The organism is Pseudoalteromonas luteoviolacea (assembly GCF_001750165.1).
GTDB lineage: Bacteria > Pseudomonadota > Gammaproteobacteria > Enterobacterales > Alteromonadaceae > Pseudoalteromonas > Pseudoalteromonas luteoviolacea_G.
Genome location: NZ_CP015411.1, coordinates 3501735 through 3522576, shown reverse-complemented (window position 1 = coordinate 3522576; position 20842 = coordinate 3501735). Strand labels below are relative to the sequence as shown.

Below are 20842 nucleotides of genomic sequence, written 5' to 3'. Positions count from 1 at the left end.
ATACGAAAAAAATTTAAAGCCCTCCTCTTGAAATACAATTCCTCAGCACAATATATCTTTTCATAAAATGATTAACGGGTTAAATCCTGTGAGCTAATTAGATTAGGATATAGTCGATGTCTGATATTAAAAACAAAGAAAATCATCAATTTGGAACAGATGTAGGTAAGCTACTGAACCTTATGATCCACTCTTTATATTCAAATAAAGAGATCTTCTTGCGTGAGTTAGTGTCGAATGCGTCTGATGCAGCAGACAAATTACGTTATTTAGCACTTCAAAACGGTGACTTGTATGATGGGGATGCTGAATTAAAAGTCAGAGTGAGTGCAGATAAAGATGCCAATACGGTTACTATTTCAGATAACGGCATTGGTATGACTCGCGATGAGGTCATCAACTCTTTGGGTACTATTGCAAAGTCTGGCACAGCTGAGTTTTTCCAAAATTTAACAGGTGATCAGGCAAAAGATTCTCAATTGATTGGTCAATTCGGTGTTGGCTTCTATTCTGCGTTTATTGTTGCTGATGAAGTAACCGTTCGCACTCGTAAAGCAGGTGAACAATCTGCGGTAGAGTGGCAATCTAAAGGGGAAGGCGAATATAGTCTTGCTGAAATTGAAAAAGCAGATCGTGGTACCGAAATCGTGCTTCACTTACGTGAAGATGAAAATGAGTTTTTAGATGACTTCCGTTTACGTTCAATCATCACTAAATACTCAGACCATATCTCTATCCCTGTAGAAATGTTTAAAGCGCCTGTGCCTGAATCCGAAGGTCCTGATGGGGAAAAAATAGAAGCCCAGCCTGGTGAATGGGAAGCAATCAACCGAGCAACAGCACTGTGGACTCGCGATAAGTCAGAAGTGTCAGAAGAAGAATATAAAGAGTTCTATAAGCATGTTGGCCACGATTGGGAAGAACCACTTACTTGGGCACACAATAAAGTAGAAGGTAAAACAGAGTACACTAGCTTACTTTATATTCCTAAGAAAGCGCCATTTGATCTTTGGAATCGTGACCGTCAAACTGGTTTAAAATTATATGTTCAGCGTGTATTTATTATGGATGATGCTGAGCAGTTCATGCCAAGTTACCTTCGATTCGTTAAAGGTTTGCTTGATTCTAACGATTTACCGCTTAATGTATCTCGTGAAATTCTGCAAGACAACAAAATTACACAAGCTATCCGTAAAGGTTGTACATCTCGTGTCCTTAAAATGCTCGATAGAATGGGTAAGAACAAGGCAGATGAATACCAAACTTTCTGGAATGAGTTTGGTCAGGTGATCAAAGAAGGTCCAGCAGAAGATGCGGCAAACAAAGAAGCCATTGCTAGGTTGCTTCGTTTTAGTTCTACACATACAGATGAAAGCACACAGAATGTGTCTCTCGCTCAGTATGTTGAACGTATGCAAGAAGGCCAAGATAAGATTTATTATGTAGTTGCAGACAGCTTTGCAACCGCAAAGAGCTCTCCTCACTTAGAAATCTTCCGCAAGAAAGGCATTGAAGTACTTCTTATGTCAGATCGTGTTGATGAGTGGATGATGGGTCATCTGACAGAGTTTGATGGTAAGCAATTCCAATCAATCACGCGTGGCGATTTAGATTTAGGAAATCTAGAAGATGAAGAGTCTAAAAAAGCACAGGAAGAGAGCGAGAAAGAAGTTGCAGGTCTTGTAGAGCGTATTACAGAATCTCTAGGTGATAAGGTTAAAGAAGTCCGTTTTACGCATCGTCTTACAGATTCTCCGGCTTGTGTCGTTGTTGATGATCATGACATGAGTTCACAAATGCAGAAGCTAATGGAGTCGATTGGCCAATCTGCACCAGAGAGCAAGCCAATATTTGAACTTAACCCAGAGCATCAGTTGGTAAAACACCTAAATGATGAGCAAGATGAAGATAAGTTCGCCCAATGGTCTGAAGTACTACTAGACCAAGCTTTGTTGGCTGAGCGTGGCAGCTTAAAAGACCCTGTGGGGTTTGTAACGCGCCTTAACAAGTTAATGCTGGATTTAAGCAAATAATTCAGTGCCGACTTGAGCATACTAAAAAAGCCCCCGATTGAGTTCAATTGGGGGCTTTTTATATCTCATCAATATAATATACTGGTGACTTAAAGCGTTTTTAGTGTACTTATCACTTCATCGTAGTTAGGTTCGGAAGCAAGGTTGCTAATTAACTGCTTATATTTTACCTTGTGCTCCTTATCTAGAATAAACACGGCCCTACTTAATAAGCCCATGTCTTTTATCAATAAACCATATTGTTCGCCAAAATTGCGCCAAACGGCATCAGAGAGAGTCTGGACTTTGTCAACGTTTTCTTGTTTGCAAAACCGTTTTTGAGCGAATGGTAAATCTGTGCTTATTGTTAGCATCGCAATATTCGGGTACTCACTTGCAACTTTTTCATTAAAGTACTTAGTTTGCAGACTGCAAATGCCAGTATCTAAACTAGGCACTACGCTAATTAAAACTGCTTTACCTTCAAACGTTGATAATGAGACGGGGGTGAAGTCGGCATTAACGACCTTAAAGTCAGGCGCTTGATCACCAATTTTCACTCCAGAGCCGAGTAAAGTAACTGGCTTGCCTCCAGCAGTAACCTTACCTTTGTCTAGTAGATTTTCATCGAACGCTGCACTTACAGAAAAACAGCTCAAAGCGAATAGGGCTGTTGTGATAAAGGGGACTCTACGCATAACGTATTCCTTTTTAAATTTTTCGCAATTCACGTCAGTGTATTATACTGATTTTATATAACCAAGCTTTGGTAGTATTTTGGATTGTAAATTAATCATGCATTGATTAACATATTTAATCTAAACACTGCTGTTTGATAACTATAATTAGAATTTTGGGTAGTGCACCCGATAAATAGAGAGCCTTTATGTCTACACCCGTCCTAATCTGTGATGACTCCAAACTTGCAAGGCGGCAGCTCGCGCGTTCTTTGCCTGATGACTGGGATATTAAAGTTGAATTTGCAGAACATGGATTGGATTGTATTGAAAAAATTAAACAAATCTCACCAGAAATATTGTTTTTAGATTTAAATATGCCCCATATGGATGGATATGAGGTTCTGCAAGCGATACAGGAGCAGGACCTAAATGTACTTACCGTCGTTGTTTCTGGTGATATTCAACCTAATGCGCACCAGCGTGTGATGGAATTAGGCGCGATTGATTTTATCCGCAAACCGTGTGATGCGAATAAACTTGAAGAAATTATTACGCAGCATGGGATCAAGGATAAGGCTATCCGCGAAAGCTTAGTGCATAAACTTGGAGAGCAAGTAGAGCCTGAACTTCGCGATATTTATCAAGAGATAGCGAATGTTGCTATGGGTCAAGCTGGTGACTTATTGGCTAGATTACTCAATGTATTCGTTGAGCTACCTATTCCGAACGTTAATGTGCTTGAAGTGAATGAGTTACATATGGCGCTACAGGCCATTGACGCTAATGCTTCGACTTCTGGTGTGTGTCAGGGATTTATTGGTGGTGGTGTCTCAGGTGAAGCTTTGTTGTTACTGAATGACTCTAGCTTTAAAGAGGTTGCTTCATTAATGAAGTACAACGGTGAATTAAACCAAAAGGTAGAGCTGGAATTACTAATGGATATTAGTAATATCTTGATAGGCGCTATTCTCACCGGACTATCTAAGCAGTTAGATATGCCTTTTAGCCAAGGACACCCAGTCGTTCTTGGTCAGCATTGTGAAGTGTCTGAGTTGGTTAAAGCCAACAAGTCAAGGTGGCAGAGGACATTGGCAATAGAAATTAGCTACGGAATTGAACACCATAATATTAACTGCGATTTGATGCTGTTGTTCACAGAAGACTCTCTGAAGACGTTGAGATACAAAGTCGCATACTTATTAGAAGATTAGAATTATGCCTGCATCTGATTTTGATATGAATGAAATCCATTGGTTAATGGATATGTTTAACACGGTAGATGTTGGGTTAGTTGTTTTAGACAGAGACTATCGAGTATGTGTTTGGAATGGCTTTATGGAGAATCACTCCGGTCTATTACCGAGCGCGGTAAAAGATAAAGACGTATTTGATTTATTCCCCAGTATTGATGAGTCCTGGTTCCGTGGGAAAGCTGAACCAGTATTTGTGCTGAAAAACCGCTCATTTACTATTTGGGAGCAACAGCCTTATATATTCAAATTTAAAAATTATCGGCCGATAACAGGTAAGGCCGAGTACATGTACCAAAATGCGACATTTATTCCGCTTACAACCTTAACTGGGGAGGTGGGGCATATTTGCGTGATTCTTTATGATGTCACTGATGAGGCCATGAATAAGCTTGAGCTTGAGAAGGCTAATAAAACATTAGAAGAGATGAGTCGTACAGATGCTTTAACTAAGTTATCCAATAGGGGATATTGGGAAGAATGTTCAAGAACTGAATTTAAACGTTTAAAGCGCAACCATGGCACAAGTTGCTTACTCATGTTTGATATCGACTTTTTTAAAAAAATTAACGATGTATATGGACATAGCGGTGGCGATGAAGCGATACGACATATCTCAGATCTGTTGAAAAAAACTTTGCGTGAGACTGATGTTGCAGGCAGGTATGGTGGCGAAGAATTTGCCGTGACGCTTGTTGATACCGATGCGGATGGTGCGTTAATTTTTGCAGAGCGACTACGTAGCATGATAGAGAACTCTGTCATCTATTATGATAATAAAGAAATTAAACTTACAGTGAGCTTGGGCATTGCTTGTTATGATGATGCTTTTGAAAAGCATGAGCAGTGGATTGAAGCGACAGACACAGCATTGTATCAATCCAAAGAGACTGGTCGAAATAAAGTTACTGTGTATGATCCTAGCATGTCACCATAGTTCAAGATTTCAAAAAATGATTGTAGTGCTTATTTTTGAAGAGCTTGCGTCGTAGTTTTCTTTTTAAGGAATTGCGACGGTCAGCACTGTGAGAGCGGTTTCCTCTTGATTCTCCTAGCTTACCGTTGTATGGCTTCGTAACAATCAACTGGATTTTAGGTGAGACATAACGCGATTAGCTATAACCGTGAGACTGACATGGGTTCAACAGGTTTTGCCTATAGTAATCACAATTGAGCAAGCTTGCCTGAGGTGGACCTACAATACAGATAACTAAATATATGTATTGTAGGCCTGTGCTGATTTAGTCGTTCTCAGAGCTTGCTGGAGGGCATTGGCCAAGCATATTAATACTGCCATCATCTTCTACTTGTTCAAGCCTTACCTCAAAGCCCCAGAGCCTGTATAAATGCTTGAGTACCTCTATCTTCGATTCAGCTAGAGGGATCTTGTCTTGAGGGACATATCTTAATGTTAGGGACCTGTCTCCTCGTACATCCACTTTGTACACTTGAATATTCGGCTCGTTATTGCTGAGGTTATAGTGCGCAGATAGACTATTTCTTACTTTCTGATAACCGGCTTCATCATGAATTGCTTTCACCTCAAGGTGAGGAGAAGACTCCTTATCTAATATCGTAAATAACTTGAAGTCGCGAATTATTTTCGGCGATAAAAACTGGCTAACGAAACTTTCGTCTTTAAAATTTTCCATCGCGAAATGCAGTGTATCTAGCCAGTCTTTACCGGCAAACTCAGGAAACCACTCTTTGTCTTCTGCTGTAGGGTTTTCGCAAATACGTCTAATATCAACCATCATATTAAAGCCAAGCGCATAGGGGTTTATACCCGAATAAAATTTGCTGTTATAAGGGGGTTGGTAGACGACATTGGTATGGCTTTGTAAAAACTCCAGCATAAATGCATCACTTAATTTACCCTCATCATATAAATGATTAAGAATGGTGTAGTGCCAAAAAGTAGCCCAACCCTCATTCATGACTTGAGTCTGCCTTTGTGGGTAAAAATACTGCGAGATCTTTCTTACGATCCTAATTATTTCTCGCTGCCACGATTCTAATAAAGGTGCATTTTTTTCTATGAAATACAATATATTCTCTTGTGGTTCTGATGGGAACTGAGGTAAATCTTCAGTATCCTCCTGCTTGCTTGTTGGAATTGTTTTCCATAGCTCATTAACTTGTGATTGTAGGTAGTCCTCGCGCTCTTTTTGACGTTTTTGCTCTTCAAATAAAGAGATTTGCTGTGGACGTTTGTACCGATCAACACCATAATTCATTAATGCATGACATGAATCTAATAAATTTTCTACTTCTTCAATGCCATACTTTTGCTCACACTCTGCGACGTAGTTTTTGGCAAACACCAAGTAGTCGATTATTGAAGAGGCATCGGTCCATGTTTTAAATAAGTAGTTGCCTTTGAAAAAAGAATTATGTCCATAACAAGCATGTGCCATCACCAATGCCTGCATTGGCAAGGTGTTTTCTTCCATCAAATAAGCAATACAGGGATCTGAGTTAATTACAATTTCATATGCAAGCCCCATTTGACCGCGTTTGTAATTTTGTTCAGTTTGAATGAACTTTTTGCCGTAAGACCAATGTGCGTAACCAATGGGCATGCCCACACTGGAGTAGGCGTCCATCATCTGCTCGGCGGTAATTACTTCTATCTGATTAGGGTAGGTATCAAGTCGATAGTGCTCAGCAACTCGAGCAATCTCGGCTTGATACATTTCTAATCTTTCAAAAGTCCAATCTGGACCGTCATTCAAAGGGTTATAGGTCATTAGCGCTTCCCCTCGTGTTTATGCTGCACCTTGCTGTTTTTGGCGGTTCTTTTTAAAGAGCTCTCTAAAGATTGGGTAAATATCTTCAACTGAGCGTATGTGCTGCATAGCAAAATTGTTATAGGCTGCAGATAACCCTTGGTACTCTCTCCAAAGGCTCTGATGTGCTCTTGTTGTGATCTCGATGTAGGCGTAATAACGCACCACTTTAAGGAGCTTATTTGCAAGAATATCAGTACAGTGAGGAGAGTCATCTGCCCAATTGTCCCCATCAGATGCTTGTGCTGCATAAATGTTCCAATCACCTTGGGAGTACCTCTCCGCGACGATTTCGTCCATTAGTTTTAACGCGCTTGATACTATGGTACCGCCAGTTTCTTGAGAGTAAAAAAACTCTTGCTCATCCACTTCTTTTGCTTGTGTATGGTGACGAATATACACAACCTCAATGTCTTTGTAGGTCCGAGTCAAAAACTGATACAGCAAAATATAAAAACGCTTTGCCATGTCTTTAGTTGCTTGGTCCATTGAGCCAGATACATCCATTAAACAAAACATGACAGCTTTGCTGGTGGGATGTGGACGTTTTTCATAGTTTCTAAATCTGAGATCGTAATTGTCAATGAATGGCACAGCGGCAATGCGCCTTCTCAAGATTTCGATCTCTGCTTCAAGCGTCTCTATTTTGTGTTGTGGTGGCACCGGCTCAGCCAATAACGCTTCAAGCTCTGCTTCGAGCTCCTTTAGCTTGTTACGCTTACTGGCGGTCATCGCTATACGTCTTGCAATAGAACCTTTTAACGAGCGAACAATATCCAGATTACTGGGCATGCCATCGTTGCAAAATCCAGCTCGATGCGTTTTCATTTGTACCAGTTTATCAAGTTGACTCTTTTGTAAATTGGGTAACTCCAAATCTTCAAACAAAAGATCAAGATATTCATCTTTAGATATTGAAAAGACAAAATCATCTTGTCCCTCACCTTGATCACTGGCATTTCCCTCTCCAGCACCTCCCCCTTGGCCAGAGGGAGGGCGCTGTATCTTGTCGCCAGTACTAAACTGATCGTTACCAGGGTGTATATGCTCACGGTTTCCACCTTTACCTTGATGGAACACAGGTTCACTAATATCACGTTGCGGTATCGATATACTCTCGCCGCTACTAATATCCGTCACACTGCGTTTATTAATAGCATCTGACACAGCTTCTTTAATTTGCTTTTTATAGCGTCTAATGAAGCGTTGCCTATTTGGCGTACTCTTATTTTTACCGTTCAATCTTCGATCGATGAAATGTGCCATGGACCACCCTCCAACCGTTAGATTACTGTGACTTCCGAACTCTTAAATACCATTCAGAAAGCAACCGCACTTGCTTCTGGGTATATCCTTTTTCCATCATTCGATTGACAAAGTCTTCATGTTTTTTCTGATCTTCTGCCGATGTTTTGGCATTGAATGAAATAACTGGTAGCAAGTCTTCGGTGTTTGAGAACATTTTCTTCTCAATAACTGTTCTGAGTTTTTCGTAGCTGGTCCACACTGGGTTATCACCGTTGTGGTGTGCGCGGGCTCTTAGAACAAAATTGACGATTTCATTTCGGAAATCTTTCGGGTTTGAGATGCCCGCTGGTTTTTCGATTTTTTCGAGTTCTGCATTAAGTGCTGCTCTGTCGAAAAGTTGACCAGTATCTGGATCTCGATATTCTTGATCTTGGATCCAAAAATCAGCATACGTGACATAACGGTCGAAAATATTTTGACCGTACTCTGAATAAGACTCTAGGTACGCTGTCTGCAATTCTTTCCCTATAAACTCTACATATTGGGGGATTAAATAGCCTTTTAGATGACTCAAATACCGCTCTTGCACCTCTGCGCTAAATTGTTCGCGCTCAATCTGCTGCTCCAACACGTAAAACAAATGTACTGGGTTGGCAGCGACTTCTGCATGATCAAAGTTAAACACGCGAGATAAAATCTTAAAGGCAAAGCGCGTCGACAGGCCATTCATACCTTCATCAACACCTGCATAGTCACGATACTCTTGATAAGACTTCGCTTTCGGATCGGTATCTTTTAAGCTCTCACCATCGTAGACACGCATTTTTGAATAGATACTAGAGTTCTCAGGCTCTTTAATACGTGATAAAGATGAAAACTTAGCCAGCGTTTCTAACGTGCCTGGGGCGCATTGAGCTTCATTCAGTTCACTGTTTTCAAGCAGTTTCTTATAAATTTTCACTTCTTCAGACACTCTTAGGCAATAAGGTACTTTTACGATAAATACCCTGTCCAAAAATGCTTCGTTGTTCTTATTATTTTTGAAGGTTTGCCATTCAGACTCGTTGGAGTGTGCGAGAATAATGCCATTAAATGGTAACGCTGATATGCCTTCTGTACCGTTGTAATTACCTTCCTGTGTTGCCGTCAATAGTGGGTGCAGCACTTTGATAGGTGCTTTGAACATCTCGACAAATTCCATTAGGCCTTGGTTTGCTAAACAAAGCGCCCCAGAATAGGCATAAGCATCTGGATCATTTTGCGCAAAATGTTCAAGTTTGCGGATGTCTACTTTACCTACCAGTGCAGAAATATCCTGATTATTTTCATCGCCTGGTTCTGTCTTGGCAATTGCAACTTGATCGAGTATCGAAGGGTAACGTTTTACAACTTTGAACTTACTGATATCGCCGTTGTATTCGTGTAATCGCTTGGTAGCCCAAGGTGACATAACCGTTTTTAGGTAACGTTTTGAAATACCATACTCTTTTTCCAATAACTCACCATCCTCTTGAGGGTTGAATAGACTTAGAGGATGGTCGTTAACAGGAGAGTCTTTAATTGCATAAACAGGTACCTGTTGCATTAAATACTTAAGTTTTTCGGCAATAGAAGATTTACCCCCACCAACTGGGCCGAGTAAATATAAAACTTGTTTGCACTCTTCCAAGCCTTGAGCGGCGTGTTTTAAGTACGAAACAATTTGTTCAATGGCGTCCTCCATACCATAAAATTCGTTAAAAGCGGGATAACGTGCTATCACACGGTTTGAAAAGAGTCGACTCAGTCTTGCATCTGTTGATGTGTCGATCATCTCTGGCTCACCGATCGCCATGAGCAACCGTTCAGGCGCACTGGCGTAAGCAGCCTTATCCTCTTTACAGATCTCAAGAAATTCAGCAATTGTGAATTCTTCTTCTTTTGCTGCTTCGTATCGGGATTGGTAATGCTCAAATATTGTCATATCAAACTCCAATAACCTGTTAAATAAAATGCGTGGGCTAAAATGCTAGGCGTACTTAAAGCTTAGTCAGGTTCTTGGATATTTGCTTAAAAAATATGAGAATTTAATGTGATAGGTGTTTTTGAGGAGTGGCAAAAAAGGCGCTTGCGCGCCTTGTTTATTGCTTAAATTGGTACAGTTATACTGTTGTAATTAAGCTAGATTTTGGTTAGCAAAATCCCAGTTTACAAGCGACCAGAAACCTTTTAGGTATTCTGGGCGAACATTGCGGTAATCGATATAGTAAGCGTGCTCCCAAAGGTCAACAGTTAGAAGTGGTGTTACACCATCTAGTGTCAACGGAGTTTCTGCATTTGATGTATTAACGATGTCCAATGAACCATCAGCTAGTTGCACTAACCAAGTCCAGCTTGAACCGAAGTTATTTACTGCTTTGTCGTTGAAAGCGTCTTGGAATGCCGCAAATGAGCCCCATTTTGCGTCAATCAGTTCTGCTACTTTACCCTTAGCTTCGCCACCACCATTTGGCGCAAGGCTGTGCCAGTAGAAAGTGTGGTTCCAGATTTGTGCAGCATTATTAAATACGCCACCTTCAGAGCTAACAATAACTTCTTCTAAAGTTTTGTTTGCAAAGTCAGTACCTTCTACTAGGCCATTCAGCTTAACAACGTATGTGTTGTGGTGTTTGCCATGGTGGAATTCTAAAGTTTCTTTAGAAATATGTGGCTCTAATGCATCGATAGCATAAGGAAGTGACGGTAGTTCAAAAGCCATTTTAATCTCCATTTTTATGTTGGATACTCTAAACAGTTAAAAAAGATGCCATTGCTAGGGCACTTTTAAGTACGTTTTAGTGCTATATAGTGATACTATAATTCCTGAGTATTTTACTCAAGTTTTGGTAAACAGCAATGCCCGAGGCCAAGACTTGTAGTGTGAATTTTTCGTATGCGTTAATTTTGAGCAAAATGTGGCGTGCGAACAGTTAATATCGTCATTTGAGGTATATATGGAAACCATTGATAAGATCAAACAGCAAATTGCAGAAAACCCAATTCTTCTATATATGAAGGGATCTCCAAAGTTACCTAACTGTGGTTTTTCTTCTCAAGCTTCACAGGCGTTGATGGCATGTGGAGAGCAATTTGCGTATGTAGATATCCTTTTAAACCCGGATATTCGTGCAGAGTTGCCACATTACGCAAACTGGCCGACGTTCCCGCAGCTTTGGGTAGAAGGTGAGTTAATTGGTGGTTGTGACATCATTATTGAAATGTTCCAAAAAGGCGAACTTCAACCTCTGATCACTGAGACCGCAGCTAAATATAAAGAAGAAGCCGCTGAATAATCACGTCCTTATTGTTGAAAAGCCCGAATTTATTTCGGGCTTTTTTGTGTCTGTAGTATTTACTTTCCACTCTCTAAACTTAATCTGCTTGTATTTATCCCCCTATATGTTGAAGAAATATCAAACATTGCCCTTGTGAATATTTATGCACAACAGTGCGTCTTTACGTTTACGTAAACTGATCTTTTTTCTCTTCTTAAAATCAAAAGTTTAACATTTGATACCGGTGTCAAATGTTTTATAGGAACTAAAAAGGCTGTTTAGTGCATTATATTAAATTTTGGTTACGTTATGGGGTCGTTGAAAAATATTCAATGTAGTGAATATTTATTCGATATTTTGTTGACTCACTTTGATTTCAGCGCTAGTTTTGAATATCTGCCAGTAAATCGTCGAAGTCATTCAAGCTGGCAGGTGTAGCAAGGGGAGGGGTCTATGTTATACGACTCGGCATTAGAAAAAGATAACTGCGGGTTTGGTCTGATTGCACATACACAAGGCCAAGCAAGCCATAAATTAATACGTACAGCGATCACGGGTCTTGATCGTATGCAGCACCGAGGTGGGATCGCTGCAGATGGTAAAACAGGTGATGGCTGTGGTTTATTACTGCAAAAGCCGGATAGCTTTTTTCGTGCAATCGCAGCTGAAAATGAATGGCGATTAGGCAAAAACTATGCCGTTGGCATGGTTTTCCTAAACGCTGATGATGCGTTGGCACAGTCTGCCAAACGCATTATTAACGAAGAATTAGAAAAAGAAACGCTGAGTATCGTTGGTTGGCGAGTTGTGCCTACTCAACCCGATATGTTGGGACCAATAGCTAAATCACAACTACCGCAGTTTGAACAAGTGTTTGTCAGCGCGCCCGAAGGCTGGCGACCAAAAGATCTAGAACGTCGTTTATATGTCGCAAGACGGCGAATCGAAAAACGCATCACCTCAGATGAGCAGTTCTATATTGCTAGCTTATCGGGACTGGTTACCGTGTATAAAGGTCTTATGATGCCTGCAGATTTACCAAACTTTTATTTAGATTTGGCTGATTTGCGTATGACCAGCGCCATTTGTGTTTTTCACCAGCGATTTTCAACAAATACCCAGCCGAAGTGGCCATTAGCACAACCATTTCGTTATTTGGCACATAATGGTGAAATCAATACCATCATGGGTAACCGGCAGTGGGCAAGGGCTCGTGCGTACAAATTCTCATCGCCTTTACTACCTGATTTGCAAATGGCAGCGCCTTTTGTCAATGAAGCAGGTTCTGATTCATCCAGCTTAGATAATATTCTAGAGCTATTTTTAGCAGGTGGTATGGATATTTTCCGTGCTATGCGTATGTTAGTGCCACCTGCATGGCAAAAAAACCGTGCTATGGATGATGACCTTCGTGCATTCTATGATTTTAACTCAATGCACATGGAACCTTGGGATGGACCTGCGGGTATTGTGATGTCAGATGGCCGCTTTGCAGCATGTAATCTTGATAGGAATGGGTTACGACCTGCGCGTTATGTGGTTACACAAGACGGTTTTATCACAGTCGCTTCAGAGATTGGGATTTGGGACTACGAAGCCGATGAAGTAGTTGAGAAAGGTCGAGTAGGGCCTGGTGAGCTGCTGGTCGTTGATACGCTGCATGGTAAAATTTGGCAATCTTCAGAGATAGATCAGGATCTTAAAGCAAGGCACCCTTATAGAGCTTGGCTTGAACAAAACGTTCAGCGCTTAACGCCGTTTGAGCAGCTTGACGAAAAAGATGCAGGGCAAAGAGACTTTTCTGAGGAAACATTACTGACCTATCAAAAACAATTTGGTTACAGTAATGAAGAAGTCGAGCAGGTGATAAGCGTAATGGGCGCTAATGGTCAAGAGGCCACTGGTTCAATGGGAGATGACACACCATTTGCTGTGCTCTCGCAAGGTACGCGTTCAATATATGACTATTTTAGACAAAAGTTCGCGCAAGTAACTAACCCGCCAATTGATCCATTACGTGAAAATCACGTGATGTCACTGGCAACATGTATCGGTCGTGAGCAAAACGTATTTAATGAGACCACAGGTCACGCGAAGCGATTGCAGTTTGACTCACCCATCTTGACGTATTCGGATATCAAGCAACTTACAGAAGCAGATGACGCTCACTATCAAGTTGGTAAAATAAGCCTTAATTATGCACCAGACGAAGGCTTGCAAAGTGCCATTGTGCGAGTGTGTGATGAGGCTCAGCAAAAAGCCGCTAGTGGCTGTGTGATGATAGTGGTGAGCGATAGAGATATTGCTAAAGGCCAATTGCAAATACCCGCCGCCATGGCAGTAGGTGCAATTCAACAGCGTTTAGTGAATGAGAACCTGCGTTGCGACTCTAATATAATTGTGGAGACGGGCAGTGCGCGTGACCCGCATCAATTTGCTGTACTACTAGGCTTTGGTGCCACCGCAATTTACCCTTACTTGGCCTACGAAACGCTCGTTTCCCTATGTGATAAAGGTGTGATTAAAAAATCATACCGAGATGTGACGCTTGCTTATCGCAATGCAATAAACAAAGGCCTGTATAAAATCATGTCTAAAATGGGCATTAGCACCATTGCGTCATATCGGTGCTCCATGTTGTTTGAAGCAGTGGGTCTTGCTGATGATGTTGTCGACCTGTGCTTTAAGGGAGTGGTGAGCCGCATAAAAGGCGCAGACTTTAGTGATTTTGAGGCTGAGAGCAAGCTATTAAACCAATTGGCGTTCAGTAAACGTAAACTATTGAGCCATGGTGGATTACTTAAATTTGTGCACGGTGGTGAATACCATGCTTACAATCCTGATGTGGTGCAATCACTACAAGTGGCTGTTAAGTCAGGTAAATACGAAGATTATTTAAAATACGCAGATATTGTTAATAATCGACCTGTCACTAATTTAAGAGATTTATTGAAATTAAAGTCTTCGCTCAACGCGGTTTCAATTGAAGATGTGGAGCCGGCAGAAGCTTTGTATAAGCGTTTTGACTCTGCTGCAATGAGTATTGGTGCGCTTTCTCCTGAAGCGCACGAGGCACTGGCAATCGCGATGAACCGTTTAGGCGGCTTTTCAAACTCTGGTGAAGGCGGTGAGGATAAGCTGCGATTTGGCAACGAGAAAAACTCTCGTATCAAACAGGTTGCCTCAGGTCGGTTTGGCGTCACACCACATTATTTGCAAAGTGCTGATGTGATCCAGATAAAAGTAGCGCAGGGTGCAAAACCAGGCGAGGGTGGACAACTACCGGGTGAAAAAGTCACGCCATATATAGCAAAACTCAGGTATTCGGTACCTGGCGTCACTTTGATTTCACCACCACCTCATCATGATATTTATTCCATTGAAGATTTAGCTCAGCTTATTTTCGATTTGAAGCAGGTTAACCCTAAGGCGATGATCTCGGTGAAGTTAGTCTCAGAGCCTGGTGTTGGCACTATCGCAACTGGTGTAGCTAAGGCATATGCTGACCTGATCACCATTGCAGGTTATGACGGTGGTACAGGTGCAAGCCCGCTTACATCTGTTAAATATGCAGGTTGTCCATGGGAGCTAGGTCTTGCAGAAACGCAGCAAGCGCTGGTTGAAAATGGGCTACGTCATCGGATCCGTTTGCAGACTGATGGAGGGCTGAAAACGGGCCTAGACATCATCAAAGCCGCTATCTTAGGTGCAGAGAGCTTTGGCTTTGGTACTGGTCCTATGGTTGCACTAGGTTGTAAGTACTTACGTATCTGTCACTTAAACAATTGCGCTACAGGTGTCGCAACACAGGATGATACGTTGCGTCAGCGTCATTATCATGGTTTACCAGAGATGGCGATGAATTACTTTAAGTTTATTGCACAGGAAGCGCGAGAATTAATGGCTACCTTAGGTGTGACTAAACTTACGGACTTAATTGGTCGCACTGATCTGCTGGAAGTAATAGAAGGCAAGACGAGTAAGCAACAAAAACTAGACTTGTCACCAATTTTGGCGAAACCGAACAACCCAAGCAATCAAACTTTGTACTGTAGTGCTGAAAATACGTCGCATTATTCTGGCGCGTTAAACGAGTCTTTGTTGAATAAGTCCCAACAAGCCATTGATGATAAAAGTGGTACATCGCTAGTTAGCCGAATTAAAAACACAGATCGGTCTGTGGGTGCGATGCTGTCAGGGTACATTGCTAACTTATACGGAAATCAGGGAATGGCAGCAGATCCAGTGGCAATTGAGCTGCATGGTACGGCAGGGCAGTCATTCGGTGTGTGGAATGCTGGTGGTTTGGAGTTAACCCTTGTTGGTGATGCAAATGACTATGTCGGCAAGGGTATGGCAGGTGGTAAGTTGGTAATAAGGCCACCACTTGGTTCTAGCTTTAAGTCTCATCAAGCGACGATAGCAGGGAATACCTGTTTATATGGTGCAACGGGCGGAAAGTTATTTGCTGCAGGAAAAGTGGGTGAGCGTTTCGCTGTACGTAACTCTGGTGTGCATGCTGTCGTTGAGGGCTTAGGTGATAATGGCTGTGAGTATATGACAGGTGGTGTAGTGTGTGTACTTGGTCAAATTGGTGTGAACTTTGGCGCCGGTATGACAGGGGGCTTTGCTTACGTTTTAGACGAAGAATACGATATGGATAAACGCTTTAATCCAGAATTAGTTGAGGTATTAACGTTAGATAACTTGCCTTCTCATCAAGAGCATTTAAGAGGCATGATTGCTGAGCATTTGGAGTGCACTGGTTCTGATAGGGCTGAGCAAGTACTTGCTAACTTTGAATTGTATGTACCTATGTTTAAGTTAGTGAAACCTAAGTCAAGTGATGTAAAGAGCTTGCTTGGACATCGAGCGCGCAGTAGTGCAGAACTTAGAGTACAGGCGCAGTAAAGGAGGAGTTATGAGCGAAAACGTTTACCAATTTATCGATGTTCAGCGCGTTGATCCAAGAAAAAAACCGATATCAACACGCAAGAGCTCTTTTGTAGAAATCTACGAGCCTTTTTCGGGACAACAAGTTGACTCTCAAGCCGACCGTTGTCTAGATTGCGGAAACCCATATTGTGAGTGGAAGTGCCCTGTGCACAATTATATACCTCAGTGGTTAAAGTTGATCCGCACCGGACGGATTTTTGAAGCCGCAGAGTTATCTCATCGTACAAACAGTTTACCCGAGGTATGCGGACGAGTATGCCCACAAGATAGACTTTGTGAAGGGTCTTGTACTTTGAATGATGAGTTTGGGGCTGTGACTATTGGTAATATTGAAAAGTACATTACTGATACGGCTTTTGCACAAGGTTGGAAACCTGACCTTTCGTATGTCACTTGGACAGACAAAAAGGTTGCCATAATCGGTGCTGGACCTGCCGGACTTGGCTGTGCTGATATTTTAGTTAGAAATGGCGTTAAAGCAGTTGTGTACGATAGAAACCCTGAGATCGGCGGTTTGCTTACATTTGGTATTCCCTCTTTTAAGCTAGAAAAAACGGTGATGGAAAAGCGTCGAGAGATCTTCACGGAAATGGGCGTGGAGTTTAAGTTAAATACGGAAGTTGGCAAAGATGTGACAATGGACGAGTTAATTGCCCAGTATGATGCTGTGTTTGTCGGTGTGGGTACCTATCAATATATGCGCGGTGGCCTGGAGAATGAGGATGCTAAACAGGTGTATGATGCCTTACCATTTCTGATTGGTAATACAAATCGCGTCATGGGTTATGACGAGTCTCAGCAAACTTATATTAGCATGGCGGATAAGCGAGTAGTTGTGCTTGGTGGTGGGGATACAGCGATGGACTGTGTTAGAACATCGGTACGTCAAAATGCCAAATCTGTGGTTTGTGCTTATCGCCGTGATGAAGAAAATATGCCGGGCTCCAAGCGTGAAGTTAAAAACGCAAAAGAGGAAGGGGTTAATTTTCAATTCAATGTGCAGCCTAAAGGCATAGTATTAAATGAGCAGGGCAATGTAACTGGTGTGCAGATGGTCAAAACAGAACTTGGTGAGGCTGATAGTAATGGCCGTCGGCGAGCGCAGGAAGTCGCAGGTTCAGAACATATCATAGATGCAGATGCTGTGATCCTTGCGTTTGGTTTTAAACCACATAACCTAGATTGGCTCGCTCAGTATGATGTCGAAATTAATCACTGGGGTGGGATCGTTGCACCAGAGCAGGGGGCCTTTACACATCAAACGAGTAACCCCAAGATTTTCGCTGGAGGTGATGCAGTAAGAGGCTCTGATCTGGTTGTAACGGCAATTTTTGAAGGCAGAAACGCCGCTGAAGGTATTTTAGATTACCTTGAAGTATGACCAAAAATTTAAGATAACTTAGTACTTTGCTTAAAGCCCCGTCATTTCGATGATGGGGCTTTTTTGTTTTAGAGTCGCTAGCGCCTGACCACTGCCCTTACGTTCTATTTTTTTGGATACCTTGTCCATAAATAACCGCAATACAAGGGGTGTGTTTAGCATTATCATCAGCTTTAACATTAAACTTAAGTAGCAAAATGATTGAGGCATCTATGTCGTTTAAAAATAGTGATACAGACTATGGCAGTATTGCCAAATGGATCCATTGGCTGATGGCTATGTTATTTTTAGCAGCATATCTAAGCGTGTACTATCGCCAGTGGTTTACAGAGGCAAAAACACCAGAAAACTGGACGGCATTGCAATTACACTTATCGTTTGGTGTATCTATAATGGCGATTGTGGTGCTGAGATTGTTGTGGCGAGCAATGAATAAATCACCAACGCCTGAGCCGGGTACTAGCTTGGAGCATTTAGCCGCACATTTAGGTCATTACGCCCTCTATGCGATCATGATTATCGCGCCGATTACGGGGTATATTGGAACAGGTGCAAATACGGAGTTCTTCTTTTTATTCGATATACCAAAGTTTTCAGATACGGCGCTGTTTCAATATCTAGTAGTGGAAAGTTGGGGGCTTACTTTTAAAGAGTTTGAAAAGCCAATTGATTTTATTCATAAAGAAATTTTAGGTGCATGGCTCATGTGGATATTGATTGTCGGACATGCTGGTGCTGCTTTGTTCCACCATTTTGTGAAAAAAGATCGCACCCTTAAAAAAATGACCTCAAACGCCCCCTAATTATTTCATTAGAGGTATCAATCTTGATACCTCTTTGCTTTTCGACATTAGCTTAACAGCCCTGTACACTGAGTAGCTCTTTGGCACTGGCTCGCGTGGTATCACTTACGCTGTCACCACCGAGTAAACGGGCTATTTCATCTACTCGTTTTTGCTCATTTAGTGGCACCATAGAGGTGTAAGTTTGCGCATTTTCAACTGCTTTTTGCACAAAAAACTGTTGATGACCACTACAGGCAACTTGCGGCAAGTGCGTTACACAAATGACTTGCGTTGATTTACCTAATAAGCGCAATTGCTTTCCTACTTGAGACGCTGTAGGGCCAGATATACCTACATCTACTTCATCGAAAATCAAAGTTGGTGTGGTGACTTTATTTGCGATAATTACTTGAATTGCTAAGCTTATTCTTGACAATTCACCACCTGAAGCGACTTTAGCAAGTGCCTGCATTGGTTGGCCTGGGTTGGTAGATACCAGAAACTCAATATTATCCATACCGAGTTCATTGGGGCGTCGATCTGTCTCTTTGCTAAGCTCAATGGCAAAGCGGCCATTTTCCATAGAAAGCTCGTGCATACTCTCTGTGATAAGCGTGTTGAGTGTGCTCGCTGCAACGGCGCGGCTTTCACTTAGTTGGCTAGCAGAAATGTGATAAGCGTGTAATGCTTCTGCAATTTCATGTTCTAAGTCGTCGATACGCGCGTTGTCTGAACAGATGTTATCTAGCTCTTGCTTTAAAGCAAAGTGGTGAGCTGCGAGCTGATCAGGTTGAATTTGGTGTTTTCTTGAAAGCGCCATCGCTTGCGTGATCCGCTCTTCGATTTCTTGCAAACGGATAGGATCTTGCTCAACGCTTTCACCATAGCTACGGATCTCCCGACAGGCTTCTTCTAGCTGCACAGCTGCTTCGCTGAGCATTTGAGATATCCCCTCCAAAGATTTATCTAATGTACTTAGCTCACTAAAGGTTTGCACACTGTGTTGAAGTTGACCAAGTACTGTTTGGTCATCTTGTTCATAAAGGCTCATCAGCTCACGTTGCGAGCTCTCTACTAAAGTTTGGGCGTGGCTGAGTCTGTTATGTTCAGCTTCAATTTGCTCAAATTCACCTTCTTGAAGCGCAAATTCATCGAGCTCTTCAACTTGATACTCAAGCAGTTGTTTTTTAGCTGCCTGTGCATGCTGCTGTTTTAACAAGCTGGCGTGTTCTTTTTGCAGCTTGTGATAGTGGTTATATTGGGTTTTGACTGCGCTTAGCAAGTTTTGGTGGCCTGCATACGCATCGAGTAAGCCAAGCTGATGCTCGGGCTTTAACAGCAATTGGTGGGCGTGCTGTCCGTGAATGGCTATCAGCATTTGGCCCAGTTCTTTAAGTTGAGCGGCTGTTACTGAGGAGCCATTGATAAAACTTTTACTGCGACCATTTCGTGTGATCACGCGACGTAAAATACAGTTTTGTTCTTCATCATCGAGCAGTAACTCAGCAAGAAATTTTTGTGCTTGTGGCAACTTACGAATATCAAATTGCGCAGAAATTTCTGCTTTACTACTTTCAGGGCGTATCGCATTTGCATCAGCGCGTTCACCAAGACAAAGGGATAGGGCATCAATTGCTATCGACTTACCTGCACCGGTTTCGCCAGTAATGGCTGTCATGCCAGAACGCCAATCGATGTTAAGTTCACTGACTATGGCAAAGTTTTTAATTTGCAAACTAGTAAGCATGCTGTATATCCAAACAGTATTTTACTGTTAATTTATACAGCATTTCTTAAAAAATCAACTTTTAATTGATGGCGTCAGCTGCTTGTCTTGACGGAGGGGACGCTTGCTCATTGCTATCATTAGGCAAGTTTTCAGGCTCTGCACTTTCTTCAGGCTCCGGTTCCGGCTGCAGTGCTTCGTATGAATCTGGTGTCTGAATACGAGAAATCAGCGCTGGTAGAATTTCTGTGTAAAAGCTTTTATTGTATGCAATGCCAGCTGAAGGCAATTCAGCAGCAAATAAAAATAATTGCTCGGTTAGTAAATCTACCGTGTCATTGCTACGACATTTATTTAACTCTGAGCCAACTTGGCTTAATAAATGTTCACTAACCCTTTCTAGGCGTGCTAGATTTTCTTCATTGTGTGCTTGAACTACGAAAAAATTGCCGACAATAGCGTTAAATTTCGGCGCATGCTTTGGTCTGATCAGTTTACAGTCAACATACTCGGCTATTTTTCTCTTATACAAAGAAGTAATGTCTTTTACACGCTCATTAAAAATTTTTTTCTCAGCATCACGGGCTTTTTGTCGATTGTTTTCAATGACCATGTAAACACCGAGGATAGTGATGAGCAACACTATCGATACAAACACTATGTAAGTCATGTTGTCTTACTTTTCCCTAAATTAGAAAATAAATCTGTCCTATTCTGCTTAA

At 41.8% G+C, this 20842-nt stretch carries 14 protein-coding genes; 7 read left to right on the top strand and 7 right to left on the bottom strand.

Annotated elements, in window-relative coordinates; genetic code table 11:
• Positions 1–116 precede the first annotated feature (116 nt).
• Positions 117–2033 carry a molecular chaperone HtpG gene (htpG, locus tag S4054249_RS14825; protein ID WP_046356407.1) on the top strand — a complete coding sequence of 639 codons (1917 nt, stop codon included), beginning with the start codon at positions 117–119 and terminating at the stop codon, positions 2031–2033.
• A gap of 89 nt (positions 2034–2122) precedes the next feature.
• Here the strand turns inward: htpG and tpx are convergent, their stop codons facing one another.
• Entirely contained in the window at positions 2123–2710 is a 588-nt protein-coding gene (tpx, locus tag S4054249_RS14820) for a thiol peroxidase (RefSeq protein ID WP_046356408.1), read from the bottom strand.
• A gap of 188 nt (positions 2711–2898) precedes the next feature.
• On the opposite strand from tpx, the gene S4054249_RS14815 reads away from it, so the two are divergent.
• Positions 2899–3903 (top strand): response regulator, encoded by a 1005-nt coding sequence (locus S4054249_RS14815; protein WP_046356409.1) that lies wholly within the window; start codon positions 2899–2901, stop codon positions 3901–3903.
• 4 nt (positions 3904–3907) lie between these two features.
• Positions 3908–4879 (top strand): sensor domain-containing diguanylate cyclase, encoded by a 972-nt coding sequence (locus S4054249_RS14810; protein WP_046356410.1) that lies wholly within the window; start codon positions 3908–3910, stop codon positions 4877–4879.
• Between the two features lie 304 nt (positions 4880–5183).
• Here the strand turns inward: S4054249_RS14810 and S4054249_RS14805 are convergent, their stop codons facing one another.
• The 4 genes from S4054249_RS14805 to S4054249_RS14790 all read right to left on the bottom strand — a co-directional run bounded on the left by S4054249_RS14805 (position 5184) and on the right by S4054249_RS14790 (position 10716).
• On the bottom strand, positions 5184–6692 hold the full coding sequence (locus S4054249_RS14805; protein WP_046356411.1) for a SpoVR family protein: 1509 nt from the start codon (positions 6690–6692) through the stop codon (positions 5184–5186).
• A gap of 18 nt (positions 6693–6710) precedes the next feature.
• Positions 6711–7997 carry a YeaH/YhbH family protein gene (locus tag S4054249_RS14800; protein WP_046356412.1) on the bottom strand — a complete coding sequence of 429 codons (1287 nt, stop codon included), beginning with the start codon at positions 7995–7997 and terminating at the stop codon, positions 6711–6713.
• 22 nt (positions 7998–8019) lie between these two features.
• Positions 8020–9942 carry a PrkA family serine protein kinase gene (locus tag S4054249_RS14795; protein ID WP_046356413.1) on the bottom strand — a complete coding sequence of 641 codons (1923 nt, stop codon included), beginning with the start codon at positions 9940–9942 and terminating at the stop codon, positions 8020–8022.
• 192 nt (positions 9943–10134) lie between these two features.
• Entirely contained in the window at positions 10135–10716 is a 582-nt protein-coding gene (locus S4054249_RS14790) for a superoxide dismutase (RefSeq protein WP_046356414.1), read from the bottom strand.
• 235 nt (positions 10717–10951) lie between these two features.
• Here S4054249_RS14790 and S4054249_RS14785 point away from each other — a divergent pair, with 235 nt between their 5' ends.
• The 4 genes from S4054249_RS14785 to S4054249_RS14770 all read left to right on the top strand — a co-directional run bounded on the left by S4054249_RS14785 (position 10952) and on the right by S4054249_RS14770 (position 18412).
• Positions 10952–11290, top strand: coding sequence for a Grx4 family monothiol glutaredoxin (locus S4054249_RS14785; protein ID WP_023402222.1), 339 nt, complete (start codon positions 10952–10954; stop codon positions 11288–11290).
• A gap of 435 nt (positions 11291–11725) precedes the next feature.
• Complete coding sequence (gltB, locus tag S4054249_RS14780) at positions 11726–16183, top strand: glutamate synthase large subunit (RefSeq protein ID WP_046356415.1); 4458 nt, start codon at positions 11726–11728, stop codon at positions 16181–16183.
• 10 nt (positions 16184–16193) lie between these two features.
• Complete coding sequence (locus S4054249_RS14775; protein WP_046356416.1) at positions 16194–17609, top strand: FAD-dependent oxidoreductase; 1416 nt, start codon at positions 16194–16196, stop codon at positions 17607–17609.
• A 212-nt stretch (positions 17610–17821) separates the two neighbouring features.
• Positions 17822–18412, top strand: a complete 591-nt coding sequence (locus S4054249_RS14770) for a cytochrome b (protein WP_046356435.1) — start codon at positions 17822–17824, stop codon at positions 18410–18412.
• 52 nt (positions 18413–18464) lie between these two features.
• Here S4054249_RS14770 and recN read toward each other — a convergent pair whose 3' ends face one another.
• The gene (gene recN / locus S4054249_RS14765) at positions 18465–20141 is read right to left on the bottom strand and encodes a DNA repair protein RecN (RefSeq protein ID WP_046356417.1); all 1677 of its coding nucleotides are present in this window, start codon (positions 20139–20141) and stop codon (positions 18465–18467) included.
• Between the two features lie 61 nt (positions 20142–20202).
• A complete protein-coding gene (locus S4054249_RS14760) occupies positions 20203–20790 on the bottom strand; it encodes a hypothetical protein (RefSeq protein ID WP_046356418.1) in 588 nt (195 codons plus the stop codon).
• Positions 20791–20842 lie beyond the last annotated feature (52 nt).

Coding starts and splice junctions, on each gene's coding strand:
- S4054249_RS14775 (WP_046356416.1), top strand. CDS start 16,194: ATGAGCGAAAACGTTTACCAATTTATCGATGTTCAGCGCGTTGATCCA.
- S4054249_RS14785 (WP_023402222.1), top strand. CDS start 10,952: ATGGAAACCATTGATAAGATCAAACAGCAAATTGCAGAAAACCCAATT.
- S4054249_RS14790 (WP_046356414.1), bottom strand. CDS start 10,716: ATGGCTTTTGAACTACCGTCACTTCCTTATGCTATCGATGCATTAGAG.
- S4054249_RS14760 (WP_046356418.1), bottom strand. CDS start 20,790: ATGACTTACATAGTGTTTGTATCGATAGTGTTGCTCATCACTATCCTC.
- gltB (WP_046356415.1), top strand. CDS start 11,726: ATGTTATACGACTCGGCATTAGAAAAAGATAACTGCGGGTTTGGTCTG.
- S4054249_RS14800 (WP_046356412.1), bottom strand. CDS start 7,997: ATGGCACATTTCATCGATCGAAGATTGAACGGTAAAAATAAGAGTACG.
- S4054249_RS14770 (WP_046356435.1), top strand. CDS start 17,822: ATGTCGTTTAAAAATAGTGATACAGACTATGGCAGTATTGCCAAATGG.
- recN (WP_046356417.1), bottom strand. CDS start 20,141: ATGCTTACTAGTTTGCAAATTAAAAACTTTGCCATAGTCAGTGAACTT.
- S4054249_RS14805 (WP_046356411.1), bottom strand. CDS start 6,692: ATGACCTATAACCCTTTGAATGACGGTCCAGATTGGACTTTTGAAAGA.
- tpx (WP_046356408.1), bottom strand. CDS start 2,710: ATGCGTAGAGTCCCCTTTATCACAACAGCCCTATTCGCTTTGAGCTGT.
- S4054249_RS14815 (WP_046356409.1), top strand. CDS start 2,899: ATGTCTACACCCGTCCTAATCTGTGATGACTCCAAACTTGCAAGGCGG.
- htpG (WP_046356407.1), top strand. CDS start 117: ATGTCTGATATTAAAAACAAAGAAAATCATCAATTTGGAACAGATGTA.
- S4054249_RS14795 (WP_046356413.1), bottom strand. CDS start 9,942: ATGACAATATTTGAGCATTACCAATCCCGATACGAAGCAGCAAAAGAA.
- S4054249_RS14810 (WP_046356410.1), top strand. CDS start 3,908: ATGCCTGCATCTGATTTTGATATGAATGAAATCCATTGGTTAATGGAT.